Here is a 13,130-nt window from a genome sequence, read left to right as displayed (position 1 = left end):
AAGCATAAAATTTTTGCGTTGACTTTCTATTTTTGGGATATTAAGCTAAAAATCGTAAAAATATATTTGCACTTGTGAAATAGTAAATTGTCATTGGGTGCAAAAAAAGGGGATGGGACAATGAAAAAGGAAATTAGTGCGAGTTGGGCACTCCTAACTTTCGCAATAATGATTACTACGATGCTTGTTACAGTAGTTATGTTAGAGCAGAGTCCTCACGTGCCATTGATTGTTGGAACAATTGTAGCAGCGATTGTTGCCAAAATGCATGGTTTTAAGTGGATGGAAATTGAGGAAATGATGTATAAAGGTATCCGCCTAGCTCTTCCGGCCATTGTCATTATCATTTTAGTTGGATTGACAATAGGTGCGTGGATTGGTGGAGGAGTCGTTGCCACAATGATTTTCTACGGATTAAAATTAATTTCTCCAGCTTGGTTTTTAGTAACGATTTTATTATTATGTTCAATCGTTTCGCTAGCGATTGGGAGCTCATGGTCAACAATGGCAACAATCGGTGTCGCTGGTATGGGGATCGGTTTAAGTATGGGTATTCCCGCACCAATGATTGCAGGAGCAGTTATTTCAGGTTCTTATTTTGGTGATAAAATGTCACCTTTATCTGATACTACAAATCTAGCAGCAGGTCTAACAAACACAGACTTGTTTGATCATATAAAACATATGCTTTACACAACTATTCCCGCATTAATCATTACACTTGTCGCATTTGGCTTTATGGGAAGACGTTTCGCTGATGTATCGATGGATTCAGAAAAAATTATGACAACGCTTGATGTGATGGAAAAAAGCTTTGTGATTTCTCCATGGTTATTACTTGTCCCAGTTGGCGTTATTGTAATGGTGGCAAAAAAAGTTCCGGCAATCCCAGCATTAGTTATTGGGGTTATTTCAGGCTTCTTATTACAAATTTTTGTACAAGGTGGATCACCAACTATGGCTGTCCATGCCTTACAAGAAGGGTTTGCGATTTCTACAGGAAATGAAATGGTGGACGACCTCTTTAATCGTGGTGGCTTAGATTCAATGATGTATACGGTTTCAATGACAATTGTTGCCATGACTTTTGGTGGGGTCCTAGAATATTCAGGCATGTTAAAGGCACTTATGGATGTTGTCGTTAAGTTTGCTAAATCTACAGGTAGCCTTATTGCTTCAACAATTGCTGCATGTATTACAACAAATGCGACATGTTCTGAGCAGTACATATCAATTGTTGTCCCTTCACGAATGTTTGCTGACGTTTACCAAAAACGTGGCTTGCACTCAAAAAATTTATCGCGTGCTCTAGAAGATGGGGGAACATTAACATCTGTATTCTTCCCTTGGAACACTTGTGGCGTATTTATTTTAGCGACATTAGGTGTAAGTGCGATGGAATATGCACCTTATGCAATTCTTAACTTTGCTGTGCCAATTATTTCAATAATTTATGGTTATGTTGGATTTGCGATTGTAAAGATGACACCAGAACAGATTGAAGAGGCAAAGCAACGAAAAAAAGAAGCGCAAGAACAAGAGATGAATAATATGGTTGTAGCAGACTAATAAAATGAGTCTTGCTTAAATTCAAAACAAGACAAGCCCCAGTACATAGATTGCTATTGGAAAGTGAAGAGACGCTCTAAGCATGGTTGATGCCGTATGATGAGATTCTTCGTTCGCCAATGAAAAGCGCTGTGTAGGGGCTTGTCTTGTATATTAATAGGTTGCAAAGTCCAATTCATAAATAGTGCGTGGTCGTCCTTGTTGGTGGGGCATTTCTTCGCCAACAACTTTAGCATAGCCATGATCAACTAATTTTTTAATAATACGTTCAGTCGTACGTCGTGTAACTTGTAAGTACTCTGAAAGATTTTGCGCTGTAAATTGTGATGCCTGTCGTTCTTTGCTAAATTGAATAATTTTAGAAATGTTTAATGGGCTTAAGCTTGTCTGTTTAGCCATTTGTAAAACAAACGGATCTTTTGTTTTTAAAGAGAGTTTACTTTCTGATTTAGGGAATGGTCCAGATAAATTTTTATGTTCATCCAAAATATAAATTTCAAAAGGTTTGGCAAATTTTAATGCATGTGTAGCATTTTCGGCTGCTTCAAAAATTGAATGTCCATAGCCAAAAGCAAGCCTAAAGGGAACGTCAATTTGTTGTATAAGATGCTGCAAATTTTCTTTTTCGAGTGCATGTTGTAAATGTCCTGCTGTTGTATAAAGCTCAAAATAGTTAGAGCTAATTTGCTTGAAGGTTGAATGTGTTGTAGCGGTTATTTGCTGTAAAATATTCGAACAATGACTAGTTTCAGGAATATCTAAAAATCCAACGGCAGCCTTTGCGGATTCTGATTTAGTAAGAAGAGATTGTGATCTCGTTTCTTCTAGACATTTTATAATGGAACTCGTTGCATCTAGCATTCGCATAGCAGGAATGTTTCGTAGCTGCAATTCATCAAATACGGTATGAATGCTTGTAACGATATAGTCAATTTGTTTGGACTCCCATAGAGCGATATGCTTTTGCAAAACATCGTCAGCCGTTTCTGTAATTGAAATAGAATGAACATATGGTTTTGTACCGGTGTATTCTATCTCCGTAAGAACGTTATCAACAAATATAGGGTGCATGACATCGATAGAAAGCCTTTGTAAAGGAATTGCCTGGTTCGCTATAAGAGATAATAAAGTCGTAGAAATTGTCATCTCATCTTGTTTTAAATAATTCCATGGAATCGGTAATGTTGCTAAAGATGTTTGCGCATGTAAATACGGCAATGTTCCTCCAAATAATAGTGCATCACAGGGCTTAATTTGTTTTAACAAAGACGGTGCATCAGAAGGCTGATTGTAAAGATAAAATTCTAATTGAATATTCTCTATGTTTTGTGCGATACTAAGTATACGATTCTTAAAAGGTTTCGAACATATAATTGCTATTTTAGTAGACAAAGGCATCTGTCCTTTTCTATTATTTTTTAAATAATTAGCGACATATTAACGACAACTATAAATTATATAGGAGTATGATATAAAATGAAAATCCAACAAGTAGAAATTTTTGCAATTCAATTACCACTTATTGATCCTTTTATTATTAGCTATGCTACATATGATACAATGCCTTCTATCATTTTGAAAATAACAACTGATACAGGCATTGTTGGATATGGAGAAGCAGTACCTGATGAACATGTTACAGGTGAGTCATGGGAAAGTACGTATGCTATTTTAAAACACCAACTTGTACCTGCAATCATTGGAGAAGACCCTATGGCTTTTGAGAAGCTTCACGATAAAATGAATCACATTGTAAAAGATGTACCTGCTGCTAAAGCGGCAATAGATATTGCCTGTTTTGATATTGCTGGTAAAGCATTACAGGTTCCAGTTTATCAGCTACTTGGCGGTCGTTATCATGAGAAATTCCCAATTACACATGTGTTGAGTATCGGAACGCCTGAAGAAATGGCAAATGAGGCAGCTAAACGCGTGGAAATGGGCTATCAATCATTTAAAATGAAGGTGGGAACTGAAGTTAAACGAGATGTTGCCCGCATAAAAGCAGTACGTGAGCGTGTAGGTGAGGATATTGCAATACGTGTAGATGTAAACCAAGGGTGGGGAAATGCTTCTACAACATTACAAGGTTTACGAGCACTAAAGGATTTAAATATCGACTGGTTAGAACAGCCTGTTGATAGTGAAGATATTGATGGAATGGTAGAAATTAAATCGAAATCCGATGTACCGTTAATGATTGATGAGGGACTTCGTGGAGTACGTGAAATGCGTGAAATCATTTTGAAACGCGCTGCAGACAAAGTGAATATTAAATTAATGAAGTGCGGTGGGATTTACCCTGCTATGAAATTAGCGGTAATGGCAGAAATGGCAGGTATTGAATGTCAAATTGGTTCAATGGTTGAGTCTTCTGTAGGTTCTGCAGCTGGTTTCCATGTAGCATTTTCTAAAAAAATTATGACAAGTGTAGAATTAACAGGTCCATTAAAATTTTCAAAGGACATCGGCAATTTACACTATGATGTTCCGTTCATTTGTTTAACAGAAAAACCTGGCTTAGGTGTAGATGTAGATGAAGAAATACTTAAGGAACTATGCAATTTTTCAACAACAGTAACAGCTTAAGGGGGCTTCAACATGGAAAGAATTTATGAAGGAATACTTGGAGAAACGCCTTTTTATGTTACTCAATTACAGCTGCAGCATTTACCAGCAATACAGAAATTACAGCAAGAGGTATATGAAGCATTACCCGATCAAAGCATTTTACAGCCATTAACTACAGAAGAATTCGAATACATTTTGCAGGGAAATGGTTTGATGATAGGGGCATACGTTAATAATGCGTTAATCGGTTTTCGAGCATTATTAAATCCGCCTATTGATGACGAGCATCTTGGATATGATTGCGGCATTGCTGAGGATCAATTCCATCGCGTTTTATATCAGGAGATATCCAATGTTTCACCACATTATCGTGGCTACGGATTACAAAAAACGTTAGCGACTATTGTCATGAATGAAATTGATTTGGATTGCTATGACTATGTTTGCTCTACAGTTAAACCTTATAATATTCCAAGCTTAAAAGATAAGTTTTCTCAAGGGCTCGTCATAAAGGGCTTGAAGATTAAGTATGTTGATAAATTACGCTATATCTTTTATAAGAATCTACAGCAGGAGCAACCTGTATATACTGAGAAAAAAGCTGTTTTAATGAGGGATACGGCTTTACAGCAGCAATTTTTGAAAGAGGGCTATACGGGAACTGCAATGTATGAAGACCAAAATGATTGGTTCGTTGTCTATGAAAAATAACCGTAATGTTAATTAACAAAATAGATATATTTAAATAAAAGAAGGCCTTACTTTTTCACACAAATGTGAGAGTAAGGCTTTTTGTTATTTCTTAAGTGGGCAAAATCCACATGCAAGTAGGCCGGGAATATCCTTTGAAAAGCAGCAAGATTTTCGGACAGGAACATTAACTAAATTTGTAGGGCTCTGACCGCCAGTATATTCCGCCCACCAAGATTTTTGTGAAAAGCGAGCCCATGTTTTTGGGTTCTCTAAAATTTCAATATCATCCATTGCTTGATCTGCCAAGCCGGGGTTAGACAACAGTATATGATAATGCCAAAGGAGGTAGCCAAAGAAGTTTTCCCAAATTGTTAAGGGTGAAATCGATGTTACTTTGCGCAGTTGCTGAACGATAACATGCCCGTCATATAAAATTTTTTCAATGACTGATTGTCGCTCATCTTCATCCACATAACGCCAATCGTTAGGGTTAACGAACATTGCGACAGTAAAGCTATTGAATTCCTTAGCTGCATCAAAGCGAATTTCAATGGGTTTTCCATCCCATACTTCATCGTAGGCAGCAAGCATATAAAGCTGCATAGCGAAAAACATACCATAGCGACGTGCAAAATGGGAAATGGCTGCTGTTTCTGTTGCAGCATCTGTAATGCCCATCATTAAATTTAAAAAATCAGGATGGTAAAAGTCTTTATGTATATCAGCCAATGTAAATAACGTTCGTTTTGGCTCCGTTGTATAAATACTGTAGGAATTCAGTTGTCTGACTTGATCCATCGTTAAAGCGGGCATTGTCATCACCTTTTCTTTTCAATCATTAACTTCAATTATAAGTTATTCATTTTTACTTCACAAATGGAATGCAATGTAGTAAAATACATTAAACATATCTGAAAGGTAGGTTTTAAAATGTCATTGCCACATGCAATTCCAAGGCCGCTCGTACGACTCAATCAGTGGACTATACTGTTAAGTGTCATACTGACATGGCTAACAGGGTTTGAATGGATATTAGCGATTCCTTTAGTAGCCAATTTACTCGGTGTATTATGTAATTTTAATCCAATCATCCGATTTGGAAAGCTGTTTTTGAAAAAAGCTCCTACTGCGTACATACCAGAGGATGCACAGCAGCAAAAGTTTAATTCAAGTATTGCAAGTATATGTTTGGCTGGTGGTCTTGTCGCATTTTTGTTTAATTGGCAAGTAGTAGGGTATGTTTTTACAACGATGGTAGCAATCGCTTCATCAGTTGCAATTGCAGGGTTTTGTATCGGTTGCTTTTTACATTTTCAGCTAAAGCAATGGCAATATAGACGGACACTTAAGAAAGCATTATAATCGTTAAAAAAGTTTTAAGATAATTTAAAGATAATAGTTGACAATTTAATTGATAATGATTATCATTATCATTGTAAAGATTATTCCTTCTCTGCAAAACAAGTGTAGAGAGGATGAACTTTAGCTACTTTTCTCCAGAAGTTTGCTAGTTCATAAAGCGCTCCTAAAACCCCCCTCATTTTTTGGGAACGTAAAATCTCTAGACGGCTCATTCATACGGAATGAGTCGTCCTTTTTTATTGGTAGATAGTTTAACAGCCTTTGTTAAGTTGACTGCTCAGAAGGGGGAGATTGTTGGGAAACGCTTTTCTTTCCAAGCACCATCGTATAGTAGCTATGTAACAACATACCAATAATAATAATACCAAGTCCAGCAAGAGCAATTGGCTCTGGAAACGCAATTCCAAGTAGTAACGCCTCACCAATAATGACAAATAGTATTTCAGTTGATTGAGTTGCCTCAACAGCGGCTAGCTTGCCTTGATGTTCACGAACGCGATCAGTTGCGATGAAAAATAAAATAGTTGCAATTACACCTGAGCTAATCCCAACTAGTAGTGATTGTAGAACTTGACTTAATGAAGGCAGTCCAACTGTTAAAATGGCATAAATGGCCATCACAATCCAAGCAGGCATTGAAGCAACTGTCATTCCAAGCACCCGCTGGAATGTATCAACACGTCCCCCGCATACCTCCATCATTTTGCGATTACCGAGTGGGTAGGCAAATGCAGCGACTACAACAGGTAAAATTCCTAATAATAGATTTTTTGTTGGAACAGACTGTGCCTGTGGTACTTGAATAAGTAGAATTCCTGCTAAAATAACACATGAAATAAGCAAAGAAATTAACGGGATTTTTTGACGCACTGTTTTTCCAGCAATTACTGTTACAAAGAGGGGAGCGAGTAGAACTCCAGCGACAATCGTAAATTGCCATGTTCCAGAAACGAGCCAGCCCGGACCGAATGCAGCAGCAAATGTAATTGGTGCATAAAATAACACGAAGCCAACGAAGCTCCATAGTAGCCATGCTACAGGTCTACTTTTCATTTCATTAGTTAGTTGTGAAAAGCCCTTACGATAGAAGACGATAGCTAGTAAAAATGGCAGCATGAAGAAATAACGAAGGGATGCACTCCATAGCCAACTGCCTCCTTGCATTTCCATTGCATGATTTAATATAAATGTCACAGCAAAAAAAAGTGAAGCTAAAATGCCTAATGCAATTTCTTTCAAAATCCATCATCCTAACTTTTATGTAATTTGAAAATTCAGTTATTGTTATAGAGAAATCACCATCTACATAATGAGCAATCTTTAACTTGCTTCAGCAGAGGCCGCTAATTCCATAAAAGATGAATAAATGCTATATACGAGCAGTTCACAATGAAGATTCACCTGCAATCAAAGGACCCAGCATATGTAGTAGATTTATTGAGTAGCCTTTCGAGCGGGCTATAAAAAATGTGTTATTAATTATACGAGGCATAATTGATTATTAAAGAAAAAATCCGCGTTGACTCCTAACAAAAAGCAAATGCACGAGCCTAGTAGCTTTACTAGTCGTACCTTACCCATCAGGAGCGAAGCGGATTTTAATATCTTAAAGACTTTTTAGAAAGTCCTCGTTTTAAATTGTTTCTTATCGCTCGAATTAAAAAATGACTTATTTGCCTTGCTGTTCAAATAATTGCACGATCTCAATAATAACTTGTGTAGCTTTTTCCATTGTTTCGGCAGATACATATTCGTATTTACCATGCATGTTCTCGCCACCTGCAAAAATATTTGGCGTTGGTAAGCCCATATAAGAAAGTTGTGAGCCATCAGTACCACCGCGAATCGGTAATGTATTCGGTGTAATATCTAATTTTTCCATTGCTTGACGTGCAATGTCAACAATTTCTTTTACAGGTTCAATTTTTTCACCCATATTATAGTATTGATCCTCGATAGAAATTGTTAGTGCATCCTTACCAAACTGAGCTTGTATTTTGGCAGCAGCATCGCGCATTAATTGTTTTTTCGCCTCAAATTTTTGACGATCATGGTCACGTACAATATAAGAAAGCTCTGTATGTTCAATAGCGCCTTTAAAGCCCATTAAATGGATAAAACCTTCATAGCCTTCTGTTTTTTCAGGTACTGCATCTGTAGGCATTTCGTTTTGGAAAGCAATAGCCATTGTGATAGAGTTGACCATTTTATTTTTCGCTGAACCTGGGTGTACGCTTGTTCCTTTTGTAATAACTTTAACACCTGCAGCATTAAAGCTCTCGTACTGAAGTTCACCTAGTGGTCCGCCATCCATTGTATATGCGTAATCAGCGCCAAATGCAGCGACATCAAATTTATGCGGTCCACGGCCAATTTCCTCATCAGGAGTGAACGCTACACGTAATTTACCGTGCTTAATTGAAGGATTATTTATTAAATATTCCATAGCAGTTATAATTTCAACAATACCCGCTTTATCGTCCGCACCTAAAAGTGTCGTACCATCTGTTGTAATTAGAGTTTGCCCAATGTAATTTTTTAGTTCAGGGAATTCAGTTGGAGACATGGCTAAATTTTCGTTTAATTGAATGTCACCGCCATCATAATTGTCAATTCGTTGCGGATTAACATTTGTACCAGTGTAGTCTGTTGCTGTATCCACATGCGCTAAAAAGCCAATAGTCGGTACTTCTTTATCTGTATTTGCTTCAAGTGTTGCAAATAAGTAGCCATTGTCATCTAATGTAATGTCTGTTAAGCCGATTGCGGCAAGTTCATCCTTCAATACATGCAATAAGTCAAATTGCTTTTGAGTGGAAGGAGTTGTTTCACTTGTGAAGTCTGATTGTGTATCAATTTTTGCGTAGCGAATTAATCGCTCGATTACTTGTTCTTTCATAGAATATACGGCCTCCTTTGTAGGTGTCTGGCACTCAAACAATTCTGAATTGTTTGAGTGCCAGGCACTTTCATTGTACCACTTTACTTCGGATTTCGGAATATTGAAGGATGCTCAAGGCAATAAGTATTTGAGCACTATAATATGTCATCATAATAACTTCATGTGAAAAAGGTAATGGCATGACAAATTTATTAATCGCTAAATAGGAATCGGATGCGATAAATAATATTGCGCCAATGATAGCGAAAGCAGAACGAGTGCGAATGGCAGTCCAGCCCATTGTTAAAATGATTGAAATATACGCTAAAACTGCAAAAGTAAGTATAGTTTCACCAGATTTAAAGACAGTAGTGGCAATCCAGCCCGCCATTAATACACCATATAGCAGTAATGCTATTTTCGCCCATGTTGGTACTGGCTGTTCATTTGTACTTGAAAAGGCAAAAATATAAAAAATATGGCCAATTAAGAAGCTTGAAAGACCAATAAGAAACCATTGTAATGTGTAGTCACCTACCATACAAAATATTAGCCCAATAACTATTAACAGTTGATATTTTTTAATTGATTGTGCTTTTTGGGTTGCAGCCATAATTATAATCAAAATCATAGGAATGACTTTGAATATTAGTTTCAAACTTTGGTCAATATGTGAAAAGAAAAAAATATAATAAAGACCAAATAGTATGATAAACGTTAACAAAATTTTTCTAGCCAAGTTTTTCAGCTCCTTTACATTGAAATTCTCTATCGGTGTTTAAATTTCCTTTTTCAAGTATAAGCTCTTTTTACCTCGCAATGTTCTTCTATTAAGTGAAGGGGAGAGGTATCCAATTCAACTTATGTTTGAAACTTTTTCAATATGTAACCGTAAATAAGTAGACAGTAAGTGAGGAGAGGGTGAACGGTATGACTAAGCTATTAATAGCTTCTGTAGTCATTGCATTAATTGCGAGTGTACTATTAACACCGCTAATAACGAAGAAGCGTGAAGATGGTGAATCGAAAAAAGTAGTTGGTTACTTTTTTATTGGTGTTTTTGTAATAGGTTTTATAGCGTCGGGTATTGCGCTGTATGTGACAAAAATTGATGTTAACTGGCTTGTCTTTTGGCCAGTAATTATACTACTCACTTTATGTGGTGCATTTCTTGCAAGTGGTATTGAAAGAAAGATTAAAGGTGTTTTATTTTTAGCAAGCTTAGTTGTTGGGGTCTATGTATTGTCCGCGCCACTGTGGAATGCTAACGATAAATTCAAATCAGCGGAAATGAAAGAAGAAGTTGAGATTAAGCCGTTTGATGAAACGCAAACACCAGCAAGTGTTCCACCTAAATTCGTCCGAAATAAAATGAAAAAAGCATTTGGGCAAGTACCGAATACGAGTTATTACGAGCTAGGACGTTTACAAATTCAAAAAGTAAATGGTGAGTATGTTTATATCGCACCAGTTGAATTTTCTGGGTTCTTTAAATGGATGAATGGTAAAACGACACCAGGTTATTTTACGATGAGTGCGACGGACTCAGCTGACAATCCTAAATTTATCCCGCAGGAAATGAAATACGTTCCTTCTGCGTTTTTAAATGCTAATTTAGAGCGTCATATACGCTTGCAACATCCATTCCTTATTTTCTATGGAGATGTTCAGCTAGAAATTGATGATGACGGTAAACCATACTATATCCGTTCTTATGGGGAATTTATTTCTGCACGAAATGGCTTTGATGTACAGGGCATTGTACTTGTAGATGCATTAACAGGTAAATCTGAGCTTGTAAAATTAGATGATGTTCCGGCATTTATTGATGGTGCCGTTTCACCAGAGACAGTAAGCTTACAAAATAGCTATTATGGAAAATATGTTCATGGTTACTGGAATAGTATGTTTGGTAAGAAAGATGTCAAATTACCTTCAGACGAAGGCACGGAATCAAATGTCAGCCCAATATTTGATGAGGCAGGCGATATGTATTATTTCACTGACTTCACAAGTCCGAAAGAGGGCGTGGATTCAATGCTTGGCTACTCATTAACGAATGCCCGAACTGGGGAAGCGACATATTACACAGGAAATCAAGATGAATCGTATATGGATTCACAAGGGAATTTGCAAATCATTGAAAAGAAATTTATTGAGAAAAAGTGGGCAGGAGAAATGCCTGTATTGTATAACTTTTATGGTGAGGCAAGTTGGTTAACAGCAGTGCTAGATGCTAATGGCTTCTTACAAAATTATTTCATCGTGTCCGCAGCAAATCCTGAAATTTCAGCTTATGCAACAACACCGAAAGAAGCATTGAAATTATATAAAACAGCACTTAGCCGTGGTGGAAGTACGGTAGATGGTAGTTCAAATGCAGAAGAGAAAAATGCAAGTGGAACAGTACTGCGCGTTTATAAGGAGCGCCTCGGTGACTTTACCATCGTATCGTTTTTACTGAATAATGGTGAAAATTATTTAGTAAGTGCAGAAACGGAGCCTCTTGCAATTTATTTACAAGAGGGTGACGAAGTAATACTAACTTATGGAAATACAGGAGAGCAATTTTTACCAGTACGCTCGCTAATAATTAAAGGCTTACAATAAACAAAAGACGATCAGCACAATGAATTTTGTTGTCTTGATCGTCTTTTTTATGTAGTCTGATTCTCGATGTAACGTAGCAGCTTTTCTTTATGATTAGAAAAGAGTGTTGCGGCGTGATCGTTTAATGCGAATATCTCATGAATATAGCCTTGTAACAAATTATTTTCGTACTCCAAAGAATGGGCTGTTTCGTTTGCTATAATATGCTCCAATAAAAGAGCGTGCAGCACAACGACTTCTAGGTTTTGAGTATTTGTCACAAATTTTAAGTTTAAAATGGTTGTATAGGAAACGAATTGATCGACATATGCAATAGCTTCTTTGTATTGATTGAGGTCGATATGTTGTTCAAGTCGCTTTCTTAAAAGTAAACACTCGTTATTTAAGTCTTGGATTTTTAAAAATAAACCTCTTACGCTTCTCTTATGTTGTTGTTCTAAGGTACGGGCAAGATGCTTATTAACAAAGGACATTTTTACAAAACTCCTTTCGAGATAGGGTCCTTCTATTAATATTAATGGAAATGTTGGAAAAGGAAAGAGTCTTTTCGTTTAATTTGTACCTGAATTTAACATATCAATCAAGTCAAAAATACTAGGTTGGCATTAAAAAAACGTTAAAAATATGAAAAAAGTGGAGTTATTATCAGACGATAGTAACTCCACTTAAGTAATGTTATTTCCAATTAAATCCTTTTTGTGCTAGGAAGCTATTAATGTGTGGACGACGCTGTTCAACTAAAAAATCAGCCATTTGCTTTGTCCAATTATCAATTTTACGATTTGAGGAACGACTATTGTAATATGCTTCCATTGTTTCATTATAAGCAGGTAACAGTTCCTCATATTTTTCCGTATTGTATGCATTTTCATGGAGGATAGCAGCCACTGGTAAACGAGGTTTAACCTCATTGCGTCGAGCTGGAACGCCTATTGTTAAACCGAACAATGGGAATACATAATCCGGTAAATTAAATAATTCACTAATTTCTTCAGGCTTATTACGTACACCGCCTATATAACAAATTCCGTATCCCATAGATTCAGCAGCAATAACAAAGTTTTGTGCAAATAATGATACATCCGCTACGCCAACAAGAACGTTCTCAGCCGAATCTGCAACAATATCAACGCCTTCTAATTTCCCTGCCATTTGTAGTCGTTTAAAGTCTACACAAAATACAAAAGCACCACCAGATGTTTCGTATTGACGTGGATTTCCTGACAGCAAACCTAGCTTTTCTTTTTTCTCCTCGTCCGTTACCCAAATTACGCTATATGCTTGTACAAAGTGAGAAGTTGCTGCCATCTGTGCAGTAGCAATTAAATCCTCAACGATTTCTTTAGATATAGGATTCCCATCATAAATACGAACCGAAGAGTGGTTACGTAATAATTCTTTAACCATCTATAAAGTCCCCTTTTCCCAATTAATATACCAAGAG

The 13,130-nt window shown here is 36.8% G+C and carries 12 protein-coding genes; 5 read left to right on the top strand and 7 right to left on the bottom strand.

Annotated features, from left to right (window positions below; genetic code table 11):
- Window positions 1–120: 120 nt before the first annotated feature.
- Complete coding sequence (gene nhaC / locus ACIQXW_RS13905; protein WP_340821169.1) at window positions 121–1,569, top strand: Na+/H+ antiporter NhaC; 1,449 nt, start codon at window positions 121–123, stop codon at window positions 1,567–1,569.
- Between the two features lie 153 nt (window positions 1,570–1,722).
- Here the strand turns inward: nhaC and ACIQXW_RS13900 are convergent, their stop codons facing one another.
- Window positions 1,723–2,967: a hypothetical protein gene (locus tag ACIQXW_RS13900; RefSeq protein ID WP_340821168.1), complete on the bottom strand. Its 1,245-nt coding sequence runs from the start codon at window positions 2,965–2,967 to the stop codon at window positions 1,723–1,725.
- A 78-nt stretch (window positions 2,968–3,045) separates the two neighbouring features.
- Between ACIQXW_RS13900 and ACIQXW_RS13895 the strand changes: the two genes are divergently transcribed.
- Together ACIQXW_RS13895 and ACIQXW_RS13890 are read left to right on the top strand one after the other, a co-directional pair.
- On the top strand, window positions 3,046–4,158 hold the full coding sequence (locus ACIQXW_RS13895) for a mandelate racemase/muconate lactonizing enzyme family protein (RefSeq protein ID WP_401019472.1): 1,113 nt from the start codon (window positions 3,046–3,048) through the stop codon (window positions 4,156–4,158).
- Window positions 4,159–4,170: 12 nt separating this feature from the next.
- Window positions 4,171–4,851, top strand: a complete 681-nt coding sequence (locus ACIQXW_RS13890) for a GNAT family N-acetyltransferase (RefSeq protein ID WP_402763041.1) — start codon at window positions 4,171–4,173, stop codon at window positions 4,849–4,851.
- A gap of 84 nt (window positions 4,852–4,935) precedes the next feature.
- Here ACIQXW_RS13890 and ACIQXW_RS13885 read toward each other — a convergent pair whose 3' ends face one another.
- Window positions 4,936–5,646, bottom strand: coding sequence for a Fe-S oxidoreductase (locus ACIQXW_RS13885; protein ID WP_401019467.1), 711 nt, complete (start codon window positions 5,644–5,646; stop codon window positions 4,936–4,938).
- Window positions 5,647–5,763: 117 nt separating this feature from the next.
- Between ACIQXW_RS13885 and ACIQXW_RS13880 the strand changes: the two genes are divergently transcribed.
- Window positions 5,764–6,195, top strand: coding sequence for a DUF4395 domain-containing protein (locus ACIQXW_RS13880; RefSeq protein WP_340821165.1), 432 nt, complete (start codon window positions 5,764–5,766; stop codon window positions 6,193–6,195).
- Between the two features lie 264 nt (window positions 6,196–6,459).
- Here ACIQXW_RS13880 and ACIQXW_RS13875 read toward each other — a convergent pair whose 3' ends face one another.
- The 3 genes from ACIQXW_RS13875 to ACIQXW_RS13865 form a co-directional block, all read right to left on the bottom strand.
- Window positions 6,460–7,434 (bottom strand): DMT family transporter, encoded by a 975-nt coding sequence (locus ACIQXW_RS13875; RefSeq protein WP_401019464.1) that lies wholly within the window; start codon window positions 7,432–7,434, stop codon window positions 6,460–6,462.
- A gap of 430 nt (window positions 7,435–7,864) precedes the next feature.
- Window positions 7,865–9,094, bottom strand: a complete 1,230-nt coding sequence (gene pepT / locus ACIQXW_RS13870) for a peptidase T (RefSeq protein WP_401019462.1) — start codon at window positions 9,092–9,094, stop codon at window positions 7,865–7,867.
- Window positions 9,095–9,164: 70 nt separating this feature from the next.
- On the bottom strand, window positions 9,165–9,815 hold the full coding sequence (locus ACIQXW_RS13865) for a lysoplasmalogenase (protein ID WP_402763036.1): 651 nt from the start codon (window positions 9,813–9,815) through the stop codon (window positions 9,165–9,167).
- A 191-nt stretch (window positions 9,816–10,006) separates the two neighbouring features.
- On the opposite strand from ACIQXW_RS13865, the gene ACIQXW_RS13860 reads away from it, so the two are divergent.
- Window positions 10,007–11,686, top strand: coding sequence for a hypothetical protein (locus tag ACIQXW_RS13860; protein ID WP_340821161.1), 1,680 nt, complete (start codon window positions 10,007–10,009; stop codon window positions 11,684–11,686).
- A 47-nt stretch (window positions 11,687–11,733) separates the two neighbouring features.
- Here the strand turns inward: ACIQXW_RS13860 and ACIQXW_RS13855 are convergent, their stop codons facing one another.
- Window positions 11,734–12,159: a hypothetical protein gene (locus ACIQXW_RS13855; RefSeq protein WP_401019455.1), complete on the bottom strand. Its 426-nt coding sequence runs from the start codon at window positions 12,157–12,159 to the stop codon at window positions 11,734–11,736.
- Between the two features lie 202 nt (window positions 12,160–12,361).
- Window positions 12,362–13,093 carry a class II chromate reductase ChrR gene (gene chrR / locus ACIQXW_RS13850; protein ID WP_402763032.1) on the bottom strand — a complete coding sequence of 244 codons (732 nt, stop codon included), beginning with the start codon at window positions 13,091–13,093 and terminating at the stop codon, window positions 12,362–12,364.
- Window positions 13,094–13,130: the final 37 nt, after the last annotated feature.

The organism is Lysinibacillus sp. NPDC097162, assembly GCF_044762185.1.
Classification (GTDB): domain Bacteria; phylum Bacillota; class Bacilli; order Bacillales_A; family Planococcaceae; genus Lysinibacillus.
This window is presented reverse-complemented; position numbering and strand designations above follow the sequence as displayed.

Coding starts and splice junctions, on each gene's coding strand:
- nhaC (WP_340821169.1), top strand. CDS start 121: ATGAAAAAGGAAATTAGTGCGAGTTGGGCACTCCTAACTTTCGCAATA.
- ACIQXW_RS13900 (WP_340821168.1), bottom strand. CDS start 2,967: ATGCCTTTGTCTACTAAAATAGCAATTATATGTTCGAAACCTTTTAAG.
- ACIQXW_RS13895 (WP_401019472.1), top strand. CDS start 3,046: ATGAAAATCCAACAAGTAGAAATTTTTGCAATTCAATTACCACTTATT.
- ACIQXW_RS13890 (WP_402763041.1), top strand. CDS start 4,171: ATGGAAAGAATTTATGAAGGAATACTTGGAGAAACGCCTTTTTATGTT.
- ACIQXW_RS13885 (WP_401019467.1), bottom strand. CDS start 5,646: ATGCCCGCTTTAACGATGGATCAAGTCAGACAACTGAATTCCTACAGT.
- ACIQXW_RS13880 (WP_340821165.1), top strand. CDS start 5,764: ATGTCATTGCCACATGCAATTCCAAGGCCGCTCGTACGACTCAATCAG.
- pepT (WP_401019462.1), bottom strand. CDS start 9,094: ATGAAAGAACAAGTAATCGAGCGATTAATTCGCTACGCAAAAATTGAT.
- ACIQXW_RS13860 (WP_340821161.1), top strand. CDS start 10,007: ATGACTAAGCTATTAATAGCTTCTGTAGTCATTGCATTAATTGCGAGT.
- ACIQXW_RS13855 (WP_401019455.1), bottom strand. CDS start 12,159: ATGTCCTTTGTTAATAAGCATCTTGCCCGTACCTTAGAACAACAACAT.
- chrR (WP_402763032.1), bottom strand. CDS start 13,093: ATGGTTAAAGAATTATTACGTAACCACTCTTCGGTTCGTATTTATGAT.